Here is a 19,951-nt window from a genome sequence, read left to right on the forward strand (position 1 = left end):
AAAGCTTGCAGAACACCTGCGAGCTTTTTCTTTATCCTTCTCTTATTTTACGCTGAAACAAAATCGGATGATGGCGCGAGAAAGAATCAATCAAGCCCTCACCAAAAATTGTGATACTTTGCTCCCAAGGATGTCCTAGCAAGCCCCAATGCATCTCTTTTGATAAAAAGAAATAATAATCTCCGTTCGGAAGCACAGGCACTGTCCATTCTCCAAATTCATCTTTTTCAAATGAGCCGTATGGTGTGATCCAGTAGCATTCGTGCTGCCAATCAAGTGCCAGCATATATTCGTCTGTTCTGATAAGCTCCTGAAAAACAAGTCATGCTTTCTCTTCAAGGTCTTCATCAGCATGTAGAAGGGAAGAGTCCTCAAAATAAGCAGAAATATCATATGTAACGAAAGGAGAAGGTAGCCGAAATGAGGGAAAACGAGAGAGACTCGGATGAAATTTGAAATCTCGATAGAGCGTCTCCCATACGAGCTTTCGTTCTTGATGAGACAATGGAATCCAGTTTTTCATCTAACCGCCTCCTCAGCCATTCTCTCTACACATTATTTGAATATGCGGAACCATCCTTTATGCTTAAACCACAAAAGCATACCCGAGACGAGCAGACCCATGAAAATCAGTACGCCAAAATAGCCATACTTCCAGTGTAATTCAGGCATGTTATCAAAGTTCATTCCGTACACCCCAACAATAAAGGTCAGTGGAATAAAGATGGTCGACACAATGGTCAATGTCATCATGATCGCATTCATTCGATTAGAATTCAGCGTCTGGTAGCTGTCTCGTAAATCGGCTGTCATATCACGGTTTGATTCGACAATCTCGGTTAGTTTCAAAAGGTGATCATAAATATCATTAAAGTATGCTTGCCGGTTCGTATCACTTCTCATCATATGCGTGTTAACAATACGATATAAAAGGTCCCTCATCGGGATAATCGTTCTTCGCAGTTTGAGCAAATCGGATCGAATCCCGAATACTTCGTTCATCAATGTTCCATATGTTTTATGACCTTCTTCATCCTCGATTTCATTCAGCCTGTCCTCTATTTGATAAATAATAGGGAAATAATCATCGACAAGCTGATCAATCAACATGTAGGCGATATGCTCAGGCCCGCTGTTTCGGGCTTTATCAGATTCTTTGAGTTTTCGAATGACACGGTCAATGTATGGCGCTTCCTTCAAATGAAAGGTCACGATATAATTGTCACCAACAAACAGATCGATTTCCTCAGATCGAAGCGTTTTTTGATTCAGAGCATGAAGCACGAAAAATAAATATCCTTCATAAAAATCAAGCTTCGGCCGCTGTAAATAATGGAAGCAATCTTCAATCGCAAGCGGATGGAATTGAAAGTATTCTTTCAAAAGCGCGGCTTCCTTTTCCGTAGGCGCATGAAAATCAATCCAATACCAGGCGATATCTGGGCTTGAAAGCTGCTGCAATGTTGCATGTTCAATCAAGTCGCCGTTTTTTGTCACTGCAATTTTCTTCAGCATGTGCACCCCTCCAGACTTGCATTATATCATGAAGCAGCACCGGTGAACTTATACGTGTTCTGCATAAAAAAAGCCGATCTCATCACTGAGATCGGTCCAATGTGCGTGTATGATTGATGGATAAAACCGAGAATTAAGGACGATGGAACGTAACAAATTTATCTTGACGGTCAAACCAGCCTCTGAACGCCCAGTTATCCCAGCCGCCATCACCGTTGTTTTTAAAGGTGCCGCTTTCAAATACCCAAATACCATAAACGACATTGCCAAGATTAGCAGTAGCAAAAGTTTTCACGCCATTAAAACGGTCTTCATAGTTCTGGCTGAGGTTAAAGACCATGACATTATATCTGCCGCCAGCAGCATAGAATGTGCTTTCCATCACGCTTTTAACGAATCCAGAACGGTTGGCATTTGCATTTACTGCGTTCACAATGGCATTGGCAATTCCAAGAACATCGAAGTTGACGTTAACATTAGGACTAGCTGTCGTTCCAGCTTTTCCTTCAGCCGCTTTGTTTAATACAGTTTGCTGTAGTGTAGTAGAGACGGGTGCTGACGTTTTTTTCTCCGCAGCGTCAGCGAATACTGGTAGTGTCGAAGAAACAGCAGTGGCAAGGGCAATAGAAAGAATGGTTTTTTTCATTGGTCAGATCTCCTTTTTTAAAAAAAGTTTGGGTCTTCTTTTTCGTAAAAAGTGAAACTAGGTGAAGCCGGTGATCAATGAGGTAAAATATGTTCCTGCAAGATAAAACAAATGATTGCCTAATCAGCTAATTCCTTTGTTCACCTCCTTGATATGTCATAATTATACAAATATTTTCAAGATAGAAGCTATCACCCAGAGGGTCTATTTCTAATTTAAGGAAAATGAACCTAAAATCATGAAGGGTGCTGTCGAATTTTAGCTGAATTCGACTAAAAATGTTCCTTCATCCAAAAGGAAAATGACCGGAAATAAGGAAGATATAACTGATAAATTCTTGTACTCTTTATGTTAGAAAGTATTCAATATAGAGAATCATTCATGCAAAGTGAAACAATCGCATCTGCGTGTTTGCAGAAAGGAAGAGGAAAATATGTGGGAAAAAGAGCTGACCGTTGAACCGCCATATCACTTTGATCAAGTGCTGCGTCGCTTATCAAGTGATCCATTAAAAGCAGTCGATTTAAATAAAAGAGAGATCAAAGTACCAATCAGATTAGAACAAACACCATACGTTGTCGTCGTTCAAGCCACCGGAACAAAAGAAGCGCCCACGTTTCGGGTGAAAGGAAATGGTCCTGAGAAACCTCTCATCTGTGAGGTGAAACGAATATTTGGCATGGAGCATCAATTAGACGCTGTGCATGAGCATTTTTCTGAAACCAATCTAGCGCCCGTTTTTGAGCGTCATAAGGGGACACCTCTCATGCTGGATTTTCATTTATATCATTGCTTGATGAAATGCATCATTCATCAGCAGCTTAATCTGGCGTTTGCTTATGAACTCACAAAACGGTTTGTTCATACGTACGGCGAGCAAATAGAAGGGGTTTGGTTTGATCCTTTACCAGAAACCATCGCCTCACTTGAAACAGAGGAATTGAGAAAGCTCCAATTTAGTGAGCGGAAAGCGGAATATGTCATCGATGTCTCAAAGCGAATTGTGAGCGGCTCTCTTTGCTTAGAAGAATTACACGAATTAACTGATCTGGAGGTGGAAGAACGCCTGCTTCCAATTAGAGGGATTGGACCTTGGACAGTTCAAAATGTGCTTATGAATGGACTTGGAAGACCAAATCTCTTTCCGATGGCAGATATCGGTATTCAAAACGCCATCAAGCGTCATTTTGACCTGCCTGAAAAGCCGACAAAAGAAGAGATGGCAGTGTTAAGCAAGGATTGGGCTCCCTATTTAAGCTACGCATCTTTATATTTATGGAGAAGTATTGAGACAGATAAATGAAAGGGATTTTCTCTCTTTGTCCAAGTCATGGTATACTAATGAGATGGAATAAAATGAAGACAACCTATCAAGGGTTCAGATAGAACGGAGAGAATGAAGTGAAGGAAAAACAGCAAGGTGCCCTTTTGCAAAAGGGACAGCAGTTTCCGCTTACCATTAAACGCCTTGGCATTAATGGGGAAGGGGTCGGGTATTTTAAAAAGCAAGTGGTCTTTGTCCCAGGTGCGCTTCCAGGCGAAGAAGTGGTTGTGGAAGCAACGAATGTCCAAGCAAAATATGCAGAAGGTACGGTTAGAAAAGTAAGAAAGCGCTCCGAGCATCGAGTGAAACCGCCATGCCCAGTATACGAAGAGTGCGGAGGCTGTCAGCTTCAGCATTTGGCGTATGAGCAGCAGCTAAGGGAAAAACGAGATATTGTCATTCAATCAATGGAACGACATACAAAACTACCAGTTGAACAGCTTGATATCAGGCCGACGATCGGTATGGAAGATCCATGGCACTACCGAAATAAAAGTCAGTTCCAAGTAGGGCGTTCTCATAGCGGTGACATCATTGCAGGGCTTTACGGACTGAACTCTCATAAGCTTGTACCGATTAAGGAATGCATCGTGCAGCATCCAAAAACGAACAAAACAACGGGCGTTGTCCGCAAAATTTTAGAGAAATTCGGTGTATCGGTCTACAATGAACGGACGAGAAAAGGCGACGTACGATCAATTGTTGTGCGTGTCGGTTTTGAAACAGGTGAAGTACAGGTCGTTCTAGTCACATCAAAACCTGAATTTCCAAAGAAAAAAGAAATTGCCGAAGCCATTCAAAAACGTCTGCCAGAAGTGACGTCCATTATGCACAACATCAATGGTGAAAAAACGTCGGTCATTTTTGGTCATAAGACATCTCACCTGGCTGGCAACATGGTCATTCAAGAATTTTTAGGAGACGTCTCCTTCGAACTGAGTGCACGTGCTTTCTTCCAATTGAATCCGAAGCAAACGCTAAAGCTTTACGACGAAGCGAAAAAAGCGTCAAAGCTGACTGGCAAAGAAAAAGTTGTCGATGCGTATTGCGGCGTTGGGACGATTGGGATGTGGCTTTCAGATGGCGCCAAAGAAGTACGAGGAATGGATGTTATCAAAGAATCGATTGATGATGCCAAGAAAAATGCTAAAAAACACGGCATGAAAAACGCGACCTATGTGACAGGAACAGCTGAACATTGGCTGCCAAAATGGGTCAAAGAAGGCTTCCGTCCTGACGTCATCGTCGTGGACCCGCCAAGAACAGGCTGTGAGCGCACCTTCTTAGACACCGTCAAACAAGTCAAACCAAAACGTCTTGTCTACGTCTCTTGCAACCCATCAACACTAGCAAAAGACCTCGAATACATGTCAAAAGACTACAAAATCGAATACATGCAGCCAGTCGATATGTTCCCGCATACCGCGCATGTGGAGACTGTTGTATCTCTCGTGAAAAAATAGATTTTAATCAAGGCTCGAAAATCATATTAGATTTTCGAGCTTTTTTTAGTTTTGGGGCATTTCTTTCATCAGACTTTTTTCTAAATGAAATAAACACTTGCCATATTTAAATTAGTACTATATAGTTCTAATTATGAAAAAAGTAAAATTAATGAATCAAAAACGTGTGCTTGAAGTAGCTGCAACATTATTTTTAGAAAAAGGATTTGCTTATACAAGCATGGATGAATTAGTACGTGTAAGCAAAGTGTCAAAGTCTAATGTGTATTATCACTTTTCTAATAAGGAGGAATTATTAGAAGGGGTCGTTGATTATTGGATTGACATGTATCAATCTGCCATTGATGACGTACTATCTCAGAACCAATTTTTAGTTGAAGAACGTATCCAACTGTTTTTAAAGCAATTATCACAAGGAGTTCAATCGAGAGACTATAAGGGGAGCTGTCCATTTATTACTCTGTATATTCAAAGTCCTGCACAGGCTACGCAAATAAAAGAAAAAATAGGACTGTTTTTTACAGGATTACAAAAGAAGGTTTCTCTATTACTGAAACAAGGAGTAGAGAACGGGGAATTCAGAAAGACGATTCATATTGATGAGGTTGCATCCCTATTTATTTCCAATCTTGAAGGCGCGTTATTTATTTCAGAAACATTGAAGGATGCCACTGTCATCACAAAAACAGCAGATCATTTATTTAACTTGCTTCGATAAAAGAAGCATTTTTTTTACATCAAATTAGTACTGAATAGTACTAAAAAGGAGACTTCATATGAAAACAGTATTTTTAATTGGTGGAACAGGCTTTATTGGAAAGGAGTTAGTAAAAGAATTAGCCAAAGAGAATGTGAACATTCTTCTTTTAGTAAGGTCGAAAAGTAAAGCAACACGCACTTTTCAAGAAAGAGGCATCTTAAAAGAAGCAGTGATGCACTTTGTTGAAGGTGATTTGACGAAAGTCGATTTGGGTCTAAGTGCTGAAGATAAGGAGAAGGTATTGAAAACGGATGTGATCATTCACGCAGGAGGACCCATGGATATTCAAGCGACAAGTAAAGAGGCCGCTTCCGTCTTTTTAAATGGCGCCAAACATATGAGTGAGTTAGCTAAAAGTATTCATCAATTGAAGGGCTTGCAGCAATTTATTCATGTTGTCGGTTATATGAGTCCCTTTGATGATCAAAATAGCAAGGTTGAAATTGATGTGTTTAAAGAAGGAAACAGCTATTTGAAAATAAAAAATCCATATGAGAGAACAAAATTTTTAGCAGATCTTTATATTCGTCAACAGGCATCAGCAGTAGGTTATCCGCTGTCTGTCATTAATCCGCCAACTGTTGTCGGTAGTAGTCAAACGGGGAGTACAGAGCAAATAGCAGGAGTAGGCTTGCTTGTGAAGAGTATGCGAAGAGGGCTCATGCCGGTGATTCCTGGAGGTAAGGACTATAGGCTGCCACTTATTTCAAACGATGAGTTTGCGAGGTTTATTGTGCAGGTTTTCAAATTGGAGCAGCCGGCTATTCAAACATATACGCTTGTTGAAGACAAGCAGCGCGATCAGAATATTGGTGAATTATTGAGTGTGATGTCAGAAAGTATGAATATGAGGTCACCAAAAATATCTGTCCCAATGCCATTGATGAAAGCTATGATGAATAGTGGCGTAAGTAAAATCACAAACATTCCTTCTGATGGATTGAACTTTATGACAAAAAGAACATTTTCAAATGTTGCAGTGAAAAAAATAATGGGAGAAGATTGGTTTCAGAAGACAAGTGTCATGAAATTTTTCCCTGCTGTAGTAGCTGATCTGGATTATCGAATGATGAATCAAAACGGTAAGGATGATCATTTATTTAAACGAACACTATGTGATAACACGACCCTTTACCAAATACAAGGAGAGGGGAAGCCGTTTATTTTATTACATGGTTTGTTGAGTGATGGAGAGGATTTATTCCCTTTAGCACAAGAACTGCATGAAAAAACGGATCGACCTGTATGGATCTTGGATCTTCCAGGTTTGGGACGTTCTCCTTTTAAACGAGAGAAACATCTTCTAGATATCTATTTGAATGTCGTGAAAAAGGTATTGGAGAAAGCGGCGAATGGTGCACATCTAATCGGCCATTCATTCGGTGCATATATTCTTCTGGAAGCATTGGTACAAGAGTACATCGATCAAAAGTATTCAATCACTTTACTTCAGCCGCCTATTGATAAGAAAAATGCTGCATCACGAAATGTTCCTCAATTTATGAACAAATGGACATTGAAATGGGCATCGACTAATATGATAGGGCGTTATGTCTTAAGGACTGGTTTGTTTGAAAATACGGAGAGCATCCCTGAACATTATATTGAAAAAGTCAGAAATAGTTTTATGTCTCCTAGAATATTAAATACGACGGTTCAGCTTAACAGCTTACTACAACAGAAAGCCAATCAAGATGATTTCAATGTGGTCACAAAGGATCATCTTCATATCATTTGGGGAAATGATGACAAAGGCTATTCAGCCCCATCGCATCTTGGTAAGATTGACTTTGTTTCATATGGTCATCATTTTCCTCTCAGCCATCCGAGAGAAACAGCAGCATTGGTCATAAAGCAGATGAGAGTATGGGGTAAATAAAAGGTTTGAGGGAGACCAGCGTGGCTAAATAATCTCACTAGTAAAATACTTGATGAAATCGCGAGAAACAAAGTGAACCATATCAATGAAATAGGGGAGAATAAGAATGAGCCAATTCGATATTCTAACAAAATACTTACCGATGCTTCAGGAAGATCCTATTGGGGAATGGGTCATCGATCAAGAAAATGATGGTACAGTTGAACATCCGATTCAGATGCCCTTTGTGAATTATTCCGAAACGGTCCGTCACTTGATTGCAGATATTTATACCTTTGCAGAACAACATGAAGAGAAGGAGCTTATCCGCTACAGAGAAATCCTGAAAGAAAATGGGATTGAATCGGGACTGAACGATATGGAGAACGTGGACATTTCAAACTTAAATGCGCAGTGCGTGCTTGCTCTTATGATGGAGGTTGTGAGAGCCGAACGATTTAGCGAGGGTGTCATCCTCAATTTCTTTAAAAGCGGAGCTATTGTAAAGTGCCTGGAAAGATTGGATTGTTTGGATTCATTAAATGAAAAGTAAAACACATGCAGTCAACACTTTTCGTCCTATGAAAATAGAAGAAATTGATTCCATTTCATTAAATGATCTTGATGCAATAAAAATGGAAAAAGAAGATGAGCGTATAAAATTCATTTTACAAGATCCCTATTGCCCTGATAAAAGTGATATTCACAGTGTGTATGTCATCTATAAAAGGTCTATACTCAATTTACTTGAAGGTAGGATACGCTCTATTCATAGTTATGAATTTATCAATGCTAAGAAAAAGGATCGAACGATTTCTAAAGAAGATATTGAATATGTACTAGAGATGGCTACAGTTGTGGTTCTTGAAAGTGAACATAGTGGAGTACTGACAAATTATTATTTTAGCGGAGTCGGTGAAAGGTTAGATTGTATTTTTAATCTATGCTTAGGTTATTCTTCGGATTTACAGAAAAAAGAGAACAAAGTAAGTTTGCAACGATGTATGAATGATATAAAGATTGTTGAAGAAATGGGCTTGTTAGAACAATTTTAGAATAATGAGCAAAACCTAGATGTTAGAGACATTTAGGTTTTTTCGTGCTTTTGAAAAATTTATTCAACTTCATGTTGACCTTCCCCTTAACTGAAAGGTTTATACTTTGATCAGATCAACAAAACGGAGGAGATGCAGGATGTTCAAGATCGGTGATTTTTCTATGTTAAGTAAAGTGCCTGTTAAAACCTTAAGATACTATGACCAAATTGATTTATTAAAGCCAAAGCAGATTGATCAAGATTCGGGATACCGTTATTACTCAGCTGAGCAGCTGCTTGAGGTCAATCGAATTTTTCTGTACAAGGAATTAGGCTTTACGTTAAAGCAAATGGCTCAGCTTCTTCGTGAAGATATCTCAGTAGAGCAGATTCAGGGCATGTTTCTGCTGAAAGAAAGTGAGATTCAGCAATTGATCGAGAGAGAACAACAGAAATTAGCGCGTATTAAGGAACGGATGCACCTCATTCAACGAGAGGGATGTGTTGAAAAAGAACAGGAGGTCATCATCAAATCTGTGGAAAGCAAGCGCATCATGTCTTTTCAATCGAACGGAACGGTTGATGAGATTCCCTCATTCTTTCAAACGTTTCATCATTTATTACTTAAACATCAACAAGAATCGATCTCGGGACCACAAGTAGTGCTATGGAGGGAATCATTCGAAAAGGAAAGTGAGTTCGAATTTGAGGTAGGGTATTCCGTCAAAGCGTTAAAAGGCATTCTTCCTCAAGGAATCAAGATACGTACGTTACCTGCTGAAGAGACTATGGCGACACTATTATTTCATTCCCATTCTCCATCTGCACAAACAGCTTGTATTGACCTAGCGACATGGATCGAAAATAATGGATACCGCGTGAAAGAAGACCAGCCGGGCCGAGAGATTTATTACCCGCTGTCTGAAAATGAAGAAGGCAGACTCATTGAAATTCAAATTCCGATTATAGATGAAATCAAATCGTAAACATTGCCCAAAGGAGAAACATCACGATGAAGAATAAAACCGTTGTCTATTTACTTGCATTAGCAGCTTTTTTAATTGGAACAATCGAATATATCATTACAGGCATTATCCAAATGGTCGCAGATGATTTACATGTCACGACGTCTGCCGCTGGATTATTGGTCACGTCTTTAGCGCTCTCAGCGGCCATCGGTGCACCTATTGTCATTGCACTGACCATCAATATAGACCGCAAAAAAATACTGTCATGGATGCTGATGATTTTTATTTTAAGTAATGTCATCACAAGTGTCAGCCATTCGTTTGAAATGGTGATGATGACAAGGATTTTACAAGGAATCAGTGGGGGGACGGCTATTGTAGTGGCAATGGCTGTTGCGACTCGTCTTGTAGAACGTGAAAAAAGAGGAACAGCTATTGGCATCATTTTAATGGGACTCAGCAGCTCCTTGGTTTTAGGCGTTCCAATCGGGACATTTCTAAGCAGTCTGATCGGATGGAAAGCATTATTCGCAGCCATTGGATTGATCACGCTGATTCCGCTGATTGTTGTGTACAGGCGAATCCCCTCTATGAAAGAACAAGAACCGGTGACGATTCGTATGCAGTTATCGATTTTAAAAGATAAACGAATATTACTGGCAGTGGCAGTGACGCTATTTTATGTAGGTGGATATTCCACGTTGTTTACCTATTTAACACCCTTCCTGCAAGCATCAGTAAACCTGAGCATTACAGAAATCAGTGGCATTTTGTTACTAGCGGGAATATGCAGCTTTTTGGGCTCCAGCCTTGGAGGGATGGCAGCAGATAAAAAAGGCCCAATATTCACGATTTTCACAGGAATCATTTTGCAAATCATCATGCTCATGCTGCTAGCATTCGTCACAGGGAATCTCGTGGTTATGGTGGCTGTCATCATGATATGGATGATCGCTACATGGAGCACATCACCAGCTCAGCAGCTATATCTTGTCACACTTGTACCAAAATCTCCAGATATCGCGTTAAGTGTCAATACATCATTTATTCAATTCGGATTTGCCTTAGGCTCTGGTGTAGGAGGGTTTGTGCTAAGCGAAACATCTATATTAAACCTAAGCTGGATAAGTGCTGGCACGGTTTTTCTCGCTTTACTTATGACCATTCTAATGGTAGCGTTTGCCCGATTTTCTCAGCGTAAGAGTTTGAAGGTGATCGAGCAAGGAAGCTAACTGACATTCAATGTTGTATGGAAGGAACTACTTAATTCGGGTAGTTCCTTTTTGATTTGAAGAATGCACCAGTGAAGTTGTTTATTTGCTACAATAGGAGTCAATATCCAAGCCTTAGACAAGGAGAGAATACAGAATGCCAATAAGTGAGGAAATGATCAATCGAAAAGGCGCTCGAAAGGGAACTGATATCCCTCATGACGTCTTGAACCTTTTGAATCAGGGAGAGATCGAAAGTGTGAATTTAACTGAATGGCTGGCTGTCAATCATATGACGCTAATACAGCATGTTTTGCCGTCCGTTGGTTTAGACCATCGTTTAGGGGAAGTATCATCTGAGATCGCTAAACAAAAAGCTGAATCAGGAATGAAAGCCATTCGGCTCATTGGTCAATTGTTAGATGACGTGCTGCGTGAAGAGAATGAAGAAAAACAAGCGAAAGTGCTGCAGGCATTTGCTCACCACGTATCTGATAGCGTTCGATGCTGGGCTGCTTATATGAACAAACAGAGTTTATCAACATTGGAAGAGAAACTGGCGTACATTCAGCCATTTGCAGCCGATTATCATTTTGGTGTTCGAGAAATTGCGTGGATGTCAGTGAGAGAAAGTCTAAGTCTTCAGCTTGATCAAAGTATAGAACATTTAACAGAATGGGCAAAAAGTGAGGATGAAAACATTCGCCGGTTCTCTGTAGAGTCGATCCGTCCGAGAGGGGTATGGACAAAGCATATTGAGTTATTAAAACAAGAGCCAGAGAGGGCACTGCCTATTCTAAATTTACTCAAATCCGATCCATCCACATATGTTCAAGATTCTGTAGGAAACTGGCTCAATGACGCGAGTAAAACACAACCAAATTGGGTAACGAACCTGTGCGATCAGTGGTCAAAGGATTCCGACACAAAAGCAACCAGCAGAATTGTGAAGAAAGCCAAGAGAACGATTGTGAAGGGGAATTTGTGAATAAGAACATGAACTGAATGAAGAGGATTTCTATCAATCATTCAGAGAGAAAGTCTCAAAGCGAGCTCAGCAAACATATAGCCCCATTTCGTGGGATATAGTCTCTTCAATTCTGCATTCTATATATCTTATCTTCTCATTGTCATACTTTTGAATGAAATTGACTCAATAGAATTGACGCAAGAACCATGAATAGGTGAAGATGAAATAAACTGTAAGATAAAGGGAGACGAATAATGATACATATCGTATTTGGGGCAGCGGCTGCCGGTAGTTTAAAACAAGCATTCTGCGAAATGAAGCAAGAGCAAGTAAATGATATGATCGTCTTTCATGACATTTATTCGATTGGCCCCCTTCTGAAATTGCAAGAACATGAGGGACAGGAGAAGCGTATAGAGTGGCTTCGTAACGTGATGTCAAATGAATTTGGCCATTTTGATGACATGGTCATCGATCAGCATAGAATGATTCAGCAAATAAAAGATATCAAAGATGGTACGCGTATCCTCATCTGGACAGGCAATAATGCCCATGAGCAAATTGGTTTGCGATATGCCATCTACTTATTAAAAGAGAAAAACATTGAATTGTCTCTCATTAATACAACGACTGCGTTTGACAAGTTGTTCAATACAAATACAAGACGAATGGATATTCGACATGCAGGGGAAATCACATCTGAAAAATTGAAGGTTTTGTACAGAAGTAAAGAGCATATTCACGCAGTGTCAAAAGAAGAAAGAGAGAAATTACAAAACGAATGGCTATTATTTGCTAAAGAACACCATACCCTGAGAGTATGGCAAAAAGGACAAACGATCAGCGTACTAGAGGATGAATTTGATGCTTATTTAGTGAAAATGGCAAAGCGGCTTCATCAGTCCCATCCAGAAGAGGAGTACATCGTAACGCCACGATTAATAGGAGAAGTGATCGGTCATTTAGAACAGTATATCGGCGATGATTTTATTGAGTATCGACTTAAGACATTAATTGATCAAGGGATTTTTGACATGATAGGGAGCCGAACTTCCATGCATTATTACTCGTTTAAACTGACAGAGTTCGGTCAGCACTTCAAAAAATGGGTGTGCTGTCGAGAATTTGTGGAGCATCCTTTCGTGAAAATTGAAGGAGATTACGGTGGTGAACCTTTTCATTGTGGGCATTGTCAATGTCATTTAGAAAGAGACGATGTACCAGTAAGCGATACACTTTTCTCGAAGATCTGGAATTGGAACATACAGTATGGCCGCTGGTTTGACGAAGAGACAGATGATTTGGTGCTAAATGGTGCAGACATGGAAAAGAAATTCAATCAAGAAGGAGAGCGCATCACTGAAGAAGTGAAACGAGCCTTATTCCCTGCGTTTCAAATTGAATACAGTCCAAGTAAATACACCCAACATATCATTTAAAGAATGAATTTCGGTAGCACTGCAAAAAATAATGCTTTACATGATCCATCACCTTCATGTAAGATATGGAGAAATTAAAAGCGAAGAAAAGGACAAGAGCCATTTTTACTGGTTACCAGAGAGGGAAGTCACGCTGAAATCTTCCTAGCGCAGAAAAGTGTCTTACCACCTTTGAGCTGTATTGGGGAAATCATAGTATCCAATATCGTCTACGCCACGTTACGGCACCAGAGCCATAAAGCGAATACGCATTATGGGAATTTGGGTGGAACCACGGATTACACATTCGTCCCTTTATGAGGGATGGGTGTGTTTTTTTGTTCACTCAACTATGATCATTGCTTTGAAAAGGACATGAGCCACTTTTATCGGTTACCAGAGAGGGAAGTCACGCTGAAATCTTCCTAACGCAGAAAAGTTGTCTTACCGCCTTTGAGCTGTATTGGGGAAAATTGAAGTATCCAATACCGACTATGCCACGTTACGGCACCAGAGCCATAAAGCGAATATGCGTTATGGGAATTTGGGTGGAACCACGGATTACACATTCGTCCCTTTATGAGGGATGAGTGTGTTTTTTTATATCAAAAAATGAAAGGTGTGTCAGTCATGAGAGAAAAAATGGTGAAGATTCAATTTCCAGACGGAAAGATAAAGGAGTTCTCTGCAGGTACGACTGTCGCAGATGTTGCCTCCTATATTAGCCCAAGCTTAAGGAAGAAAGCAGTGGCAGGAAAGATCAATGAACAAATGGTCGATGTCAGTCATCAGCTGGATTGTGATGCTCGGCTGTCTATTGTCACACTCGATTCAAAAGAAGGGCTTGAAGTGCTGCGCCATACATCTGCACACGTATTAGCCCAAGCTGTGAAAAGGTTATACGACAATGTCACACTTGGAATCGGACCTGTTATCGAAAATGGATTTTACTATGATATGAAGCTCAATCAAACATTAAGTGTAGAGGATTTGGCTGCAATTGAAAAAGAGATGACAAAGATCATAAACGAGAATCTTCTCATCCAAAGAAAGGAGGTCTCTTACAAAGAAGCTGAATTGTTGTTTGCACATGATCCATATAAGCTAGATATCTTAAAACGACTCCCCTCAGAAGAGGCCATCACAGTGTATCAGCAGGGTGAATTTATCGACTTATGCCGCGGTCCTCATTTACCTTCTACTGGGTTCGTAAAGTCATTTAAGCTAACACGTGTTGCAGGGGCTTATTGGCGGGGGGATAGTCATCAAGATGTATTGCAGCGAGTGTATGGTGTCGCGTTTCAACATCCAAAACAACTAGCTAATTATCTTCATTTCATAGAAGAAGCAAACAAACGTGATCACCGGAAATTAGGGAAACAATTATCTCTGTTTATGTTTTCAGAAGAAGCGCCAGGTATGCCGTTTTACTTACCAAAAGGGCAGCTTGTGAGAAATGAATTAATGGCCTTTTCAAGAGAAGTTCGAAGCAAAGCGCAATATGAAGAAGTGAGCACACCGTTTATGATGAACCAAGAGCTATGGGAAAAGTCAGGTCACTGGGATCATTATCATGAAAATATGTATTTCTCAGAAGTTGATCATACAAGCTTTGCTTTAAAACCGATGAATTGTCCAGGGCATATGCTTATGTTTAAAAATAGCTTATTTTCATACAGAGACCTTCCGATCAGAATGGCTGAGTTTGGTCAGGTGCATCGTCATGAATTTAGCGGCGCATTAAATGGATTGTTCAGGGTCAGAACTTTTTGCCAAGACGATGCCCATATTTTTTTGAGAGAAGATCAAATTGAAGCTGAAATCAAACGGATTTTCCAATTAGTTGATCATGTGTATCGGACATTTGGGTTTGAGTACTCTGTGGAACTATCCACTCGTCCAGAAAAGGCGTTAGGGGATGATGCCATTTGGGATATTTCAGAATCAGCGCTAAAGAATGTGCTTGATCGGCTAAAGGTCGATTATCAGCTAAATGAAGGAGATGGGGCATTTTATGGACCGAAGATCGATTTTCATATTAAAGACGCCTTGCAGCGGAGCCACCAGTGCGCCACAATCCAGCTGGATTTTCAAATGCCTGAGAAATTTGATTTAACATATATCAATGAAAAGAATGAAAAGGTACGGCCAGTTGTCATTCACAGTGCCATTTTCGGTTCTCTTGATCGTTTCCTTGGTATTCTCATCGAGCATTATGCAGGCGCCTTCCCATTATGGCTGGCACCAGTACAAGTACAAATCATCCCTGTCTCAAAGGTTCACCTCGACCACTGCCTTGAGGTGCAGCTGCAATTAAGAAAGATTGGAATCAGAGTCACAATCGATGAACGGGATGAAAAACTCGGCTATAAAATGAGAGAAGCACAAATGCAAAAAATCCCTTATATCGCTGTCATTGGCGATACAGAAATGCAAGAAAAAACACTGAATATCAGACAGCATGGAGAAAAGACATCTAGACAGCTGTCTATTGATGACTTTAAACACATGGCGGCTCAACAAATAAAAGACAGAACAGCTGCTCAAGAAATGATGTGCTGATTTCATGAAGAAGGATAAGACGTTCATTGAATGATGGGCGTCTTTTCATTTGCGAAAAAAGCCGAATTGACAATAAAAAGGGAAAATATTGAAACATTTTTTCGGTGGAATCGTAATAAAGATAGAGCGTTCAACAGAAACATTTAAACGGAGAGGAGTTTATGACATGGAACAAGCTGCACTGAAAAAGATGAGGACGAAACAAATAGCTGTCTCTAATTTATTTGTCGGACTTATGATTATCGTTTTTTTTATGTTGATTCAAATTGTTAAAATCCAATTTACACATTTCCTTTTTTGTTTAGGAATTTTAATGCTTCTTCAAGGTATTTTAGGCTTTATTAGAAAAGGGACAACAAAATCTTTCATTCCAATTTTCGAGCAGATAGCTATTTATGAAAAAGAGAAATTAGGGAAAGAGTGGGAAAAAGAAAAACGGTTAGATAATGTTTGGAAAGTCATATTGAGTGGCATTATGTTTATTCAATCATTCACTTTTCAAAATGTGGATAATACGTTCAGTGCCGTCGATCCTGCATTGATCATTTTCTTGTTTTTGATGGTTCTAGCCATTTTAAATATAAGCATGCTTTTTCGTTTTAGAAAAATTGACCGATCGACTGTAGGTGAATTAACAGGCTACACTAAAGAGTCAAACATAATGGCAATAGCTTTAGGATTTTTTATGGCAATCATCATCTTCATCTTTATCGTCATTTTTCTTCTCCCATAAAACATAACCATTTTGAGGTGAAACAAATGAATGCAAACATTCAACAACTAATCGATCAGACAAAGGCGAAATTTGGCTTAGATTTTTACTATTTAAAAAGACACAGCTTTTATCGTTACGTCAACATGTTCAATGAAACGATTTATACATTGAATATGGAATGGTTCCCCTCTCATGAAGCTGAACCTGAGGATGACGATGTCAACCCAGATGGCACTGCTGTTATTGAAGTGAATTTGAATACAGGACAGATCGAATCGGTTATTTTTGTCATGGACAAAACCTATGCGCAGCATGGTGTCACGTTTAAGAGACCTTATCCAGCCCATGTCATTCAATGGATCGAACAAGAAACAGGGTTGATCTATGGAGAGCATTTTTATATGCATCAGAAGGAAAAAGGGGAACTTTCTTTCGAAGAAGCAATAGATGGTGTGAAAGTAACACCTTCAGGCAGAATCGAAGTGAAATGGGATGAACATGGACAGCTCATGTACTTTACACACCACGGTCCATTTTTAGCCAAAACATTACTGAAAGCTGAGAAATATGCGCTTTCCCTTGATAAGCTGGAGAATTTAGCCGAGCAGCAAGTGCAGCTGTTTCAATGGCCTTCCTTCGAGCATAATCGAATCCGATCTATTTATGCATTAGAAGAAATTTATGTGAAGAACGATGGAACAGGAACGCTTCCGTTTGAAATTGGGCGTGAAGAAACGCACTGTATACACATGAATGAGATCATTGAGTGGAATGAACCGTTAAATAATGCTTTTGAAAAAAAGGAAATGAATATTCATGAGAACATTTCAGCTGAACAAGCTTTCTCATTGGAACCGTCACCAGATTCCTTCCCGATATCAAAAGAAGAGCAAGCTGAGTGTATCAAAGCAGTCCGAACCTTCTTGGCGCAAAAATATCCAAAGGATACAGGGAAGTGGATTCTGAAAACACTCCATCGTGATCATGGATACATCCATGCAATATTAAAAACGAACGGGCAAGAAGACAGTGGGTTTATGGACAAGATCAAGGTCTTCATTGATGCCAGCTCGTTTGAAGCCGTTCATTACATAGACAAAAAAGAAATGTTTCAAGTGTGCGGGATACTCAGCCCCTCTCAAGCGGCAAGTGAAATTTCTGTAACTCAGAAAGAAGCCTTTGAAAAATTGAGAGAACGTCTTGAACTTACACCTATCTACGTCTATGACGAAGCGCAAAAACAATATGTTCTGTGCGGAAAGCTTGATTGCCATGAGGGTGTTGATGCAGAGAGCGGCGAAGTGTTTTCTTTGAAAGAACAGTGAGGAGCTGTTCTTTTTTGTCTCAATGCACCAATTTTTTGAAGAAATTTGGAATTTTGTAGCAGGAAGTTGTCGTTTCATCACGAAAGAAACAGATAAGAATATGATCATAGGTCCATCGGTTGGAATATAGTAGACGCCATACATATGAAAACCTCATGACAGTAAAGTTGATCTACATTGCTATTTGAAGAAAAATGAAATCATGTCTCTAGTAGTATACAACATTTGATGGACTGGCATCATAGGATGACTTTAAACAAGTTTGTTTTAGGTAAGCTTGAAGCCATGATAGAAGAAAGTGAGGATATCTACCTTGAGTACATTGGAAGTGTTTCGTCAGTTTTTGGTTGACCATTATCCTGCGTTACAAGATGAACTTTGGCTAAAAGATGTTGATACCCTTCGAATCTCTCCTATTCTTCATCCTTTTCTGAAAAGCAAGCTGCCAGAGGGGATCGAAAAATTCACTTGTGTCCTATTCACGCAGCAGACCGATCAAACCGCTGCACCGCTCAAAGTATACCTATTATTAGATGAATATGAGCAATCACTTTATGCCATTGATTTGATGAATGAACAAATCGTGCTTCATTAATACAGAAGCAAAAAGCTGCTTGAGAGCTCCTCAGCAGCTTTTTTTGATATAGATTAGTCGATCATTTCAACCAATCTTCGGTGCAAGTTGTCCAATTCTTTCTTTGTTGGAAAAGAGCTGATCAGAAGCGTAGACCGCCCGAATTGAACCGGAAGCTCAGTATCAGTCACAATCATATCAATCCCAAGTTGATCCATCGTAACATCATTTAATGTATTCTCTGGACTTGTGAAAATGTGAATGAGAGGAGGCACGCTTAATTTAATTAAATCAGCAATAAACAAGCTATGATAATAGCCTAATGTTGAAATAACAAAGATGTTCAGCGCGTTTCTCCGTTCCATCTCCAAATGAACAAGTCCTCTCCATGAAGACGTAATGATACGAATCAATTCCCGTTCATTTTTCACAAAAGAACCGAGGATATCGTCTGTTTTTAACTCTTGGATGATATGAGTAATCCTCGAATAGAAGTAAGGAAACTGTTTTTTCACCTCTGATAAATAGCTCGATTTCTTTTTGAAAAGGAACCCATCTCTCACGGTAATTTCATTGGAATACACATAATATTGGAGAAGAACGAGTGTCATCACCTTGCGATTCGCTATTTCTTGATGAAAAATCGACTCCAATTGGTTGATAAATGAATGAATGGCATCATAGAGTCGTGGTGTATGTGACTGAAAGAACGTCAATTTTTCTTCGACAGTTTCAATTGATTTAAAGTGACCAATAGCTGGTTCGATCAATAGCAAAAAGACAAATTCATGATGATCCAGCGTCACATCAAATACGTCTTTGGTCATTCGGCAAATATGCTCTTCCCATGTTTTGATTTGATTATAGATCCCTTTGGCTACAGAATTTTGTTTTTCCTCTTTCATTGAGTACGTATATTTACGGCTTATTGTGAAATTTTTCCTCATTCGGTGAATGGAGACGGCAAACCACAGGCAGTATTTATCTATCGCCACATCTGGCACATTGACTTCAAGCACCTGAAATAGCTCCTGTAATAAATCAACTGCGTCTTGCTTTTGAATATCATCGAATGGCCAAAGCCGGCTTCCATACACTTCAAACAAAAATTCAACAAAAAATTGACGAATCTCCTTCTCATTTCCATGGAACTGCATACTATCTGGGCGTAACTCAATGTCATAAGAGATAAGAATTGAATTGATTTTATGAATGGTGTTATACAATGTGGATCTACTGATATTAAGCGTGTCCATCCATTCATAGAAAGACCTGTTTTGTTCGAAGAAAATGCCGTCAATCAATCGAATTTCAATCGTATCTTTTAAAATTTCCTTGATATAGTAGTCGACTCGTATCGTCTGTGTATAACAAATGGATATGCCTTGTCTTGGCTTTATGTGGATTAACGGCTCTCCGTTCTCTGTTTGGAACGATTTCATTTGTTCTAAATCGCTTTGAATGGCACGAACCGAACCGATATGTTCATTCGATATCTCTTGAAGGCTCCACCACTTATTTTTGGATACAAGCAGTTTTAAAATGTTTATCCATCTCTTTGATTTATTATCAATGAGCTCCATCAAACAACTAACTCCTTTCTTTG

The 19,951-nt window shown here is 39.6% G+C and carries 17 protein-coding genes, 1 pseudogene and 2 other annotated features; of the genes and pseudogenes, 14 read left to right on the forward strand and 4 right to left on the reverse strand.

What is annotated here, in order from left to right:
- Positions 1 to 31 precede the first annotated feature (31 nt).
- From SB660_RS12190 to SB660_RS12200, 3 genes and pseudogenes are all read right to left on the reverse strand, one after another.
- Positions 32 to 523: pseudogene (locus SB660_RS12190) on the reverse strand (DUF2716 domain-containing protein).
- Positions 524 to 555: 32 nt separating this feature from the next.
- Entirely contained in the window at positions 556 to 1,515 is a 960-nt protein-coding gene (corA, locus tag SB660_RS12195; RefSeq protein WP_144462996.1) for a magnesium/cobalt transporter CorA, read from the reverse strand.
- Positions 1,516 to 1,648: 133 nt separating this feature from the next.
- Complete coding sequence (locus SB660_RS12200; protein WP_044139727.1) at positions 1,649 to 2,161, reverse strand: hypothetical protein; 513 nt, start codon at positions 2,159 to 2,161, stop codon at positions 1,649 to 1,651.
- A 433-nt stretch (positions 2,162 to 2,594) separates the two neighbouring features.
- Between SB660_RS12200 and SB660_RS12205 the strand changes: the two genes are divergently transcribed.
- The 14 genes from SB660_RS12205 to SB660_RS12270 all read left to right on the forward strand — a co-directional run bounded on the left by SB660_RS12205 (position 2,595) and on the right by SB660_RS12270 (position 18,366).
- Positions 2,595 to 3,464: a DNA-3-methyladenine glycosylase family protein gene (locus SB660_RS12205; RefSeq protein ID WP_410582753.1), complete on the forward strand. Its 870-nt coding sequence runs from the start codon at positions 2,595 to 2,597 to the stop codon at positions 3,462 to 3,464.
- Between the two features lie 98 nt (positions 3,465 to 3,562).
- Entirely contained in the window at positions 3,563 to 4,948 is a 1,386-nt protein-coding gene (rlmD, locus tag SB660_RS12210; RefSeq protein WP_410582755.1) for a 23S rRNA (uracil(1939)-C(5))-methyltransferase RlmD, read from the forward strand.
- 151 nt (positions 4,949 to 5,099) lie between these two features.
- Positions 5,100 to 5,666 carry a TetR/AcrR family transcriptional regulator gene (locus SB660_RS12215; RefSeq protein ID WP_339165249.1) on the forward strand — a complete coding sequence of 189 codons (567 nt, stop codon included), beginning with the start codon at positions 5,100 to 5,102 and terminating at the stop codon, positions 5,664 to 5,666.
- 58 nt (positions 5,667 to 5,724) lie between these two features.
- On the forward strand, positions 5,725 to 7,587 hold the full coding sequence (locus SB660_RS12220) for an alpha/beta fold hydrolase (protein ID WP_410582757.1): 1,863 nt from the start codon (positions 5,725 to 5,727) through the stop codon (positions 7,585 to 7,587).
- Between the two features lie 106 nt (positions 7,588 to 7,693).
- Positions 7,694 to 8,119 (forward strand): DUF6508 domain-containing protein, encoded by a 426-nt coding sequence (locus tag SB660_RS12225; protein ID WP_410582759.1) that lies wholly within the window; start codon positions 7,694 to 7,696, stop codon positions 8,117 to 8,119.
- Entirely contained in the window at positions 8,109 to 8,621 is a 513-nt protein-coding gene (locus SB660_RS12230) for a hypothetical protein (protein WP_410582761.1), read from the forward strand. The genes SB660_RS12225 and SB660_RS12230 overlap by 11 nt, the downstream gene beginning before the upstream one ends.
- A gap of 139 nt (positions 8,622 to 8,760) precedes the next feature.
- On the forward strand, positions 8,761 to 9,588 hold the full coding sequence (locus tag SB660_RS12235; protein ID WP_410582763.1) for a MerR family transcriptional regulator: 828 nt from the start codon (positions 8,761 to 8,763) through the stop codon (positions 9,586 to 9,588).
- Positions 9,589 to 9,614: 26 nt separating this feature from the next.
- Positions 9,615 to 10,802 (forward strand): MFS transporter, encoded by a 1,188-nt coding sequence (locus SB660_RS12240; RefSeq protein WP_410582764.1) that lies wholly within the window; start codon positions 9,615 to 9,617, stop codon positions 10,800 to 10,802.
- 136 nt (positions 10,803 to 10,938) lie between these two features.
- Positions 10,939 to 11,769 carry a DNA alkylation repair protein gene (locus SB660_RS12245; RefSeq protein ID WP_410582766.1) on the forward strand — a complete coding sequence of 277 codons (831 nt, stop codon included), beginning with the start codon at positions 10,939 to 10,941 and terminating at the stop codon, positions 11,767 to 11,769.
- A 236-nt stretch (positions 11,770 to 12,005) separates the two neighbouring features.
- Positions 12,006 to 13,190: a DUF1835 domain-containing protein gene (locus SB660_RS12250; protein ID WP_268498278.1), complete on the forward strand. Its 1,185-nt coding sequence runs from the start codon at positions 12,006 to 12,008 to the stop codon at positions 13,188 to 13,190.
- A gap of 74 nt (positions 13,191 to 13,264) precedes the next feature.
- Positions 13,265 to 13,487, forward strand: a binding site (T-box leader).
- Between the two features lie 37 nt (positions 13,488 to 13,524).
- Positions 13,525 to 13,749: a binding site (T-box leader), on the forward strand.
- Positions 13,750 to 13,799: 50 nt separating this feature from the next.
- Positions 13,800 to 15,731 (forward strand): threonine--tRNA ligase, encoded by a 1,932-nt coding sequence (thrS, locus tag SB660_RS12255; RefSeq protein ID WP_268497987.1) that lies wholly within the window; start codon positions 13,800 to 13,802, stop codon positions 15,729 to 15,731.
- A 166-nt stretch (positions 15,732 to 15,897) separates the two neighbouring features.
- Complete coding sequence (locus tag SB660_RS12260) at positions 15,898 to 16,464, forward strand: hypothetical protein (protein WP_268497985.1); 567 nt, start codon at positions 15,898 to 15,900, stop codon at positions 16,462 to 16,464.
- A 26-nt stretch (positions 16,465 to 16,490) separates the two neighbouring features.
- Positions 16,491 to 17,771, forward strand: a complete 1,281-nt coding sequence (locus tag SB660_RS12265; RefSeq protein WP_268497984.1) for a hypothetical protein — start codon at positions 16,491 to 16,493, stop codon at positions 17,769 to 17,771.
- Positions 17,772 to 18,084: 313 nt separating this feature from the next.
- The gene (locus SB660_RS12270) at positions 18,085 to 18,366 is read left to right on the forward strand and encodes a hypothetical protein (RefSeq protein ID WP_003217864.1); all 282 of its coding nucleotides are present in this window, start codon (positions 18,085 to 18,087) and stop codon (positions 18,364 to 18,366) included.
- A gap of 53 nt (positions 18,367 to 18,419) precedes the next feature.
- Here the strand turns inward: SB660_RS12270 and SB660_RS12275 are convergent, their stop codons facing one another.
- Positions 18,420 to 19,928, reverse strand: a complete 1,509-nt coding sequence (locus SB660_RS12275) for an AcpB/EbpR/MafR family transcriptional regulator (protein ID WP_268497983.1) — start codon at positions 19,926 to 19,928, stop codon at positions 18,420 to 18,422.
- Between the last annotated feature and the right edge of the window lie 23 nt (positions 19,929 to 19,951).

It is taken from the genome of Bacillus sp. SIMBA_005 (assembly GCF_046535585.1).
Lineage (GTDB): Bacteria > Bacillota > Bacilli > Bacillales > Bacillaceae > Bacillus > Bacillus pumilus.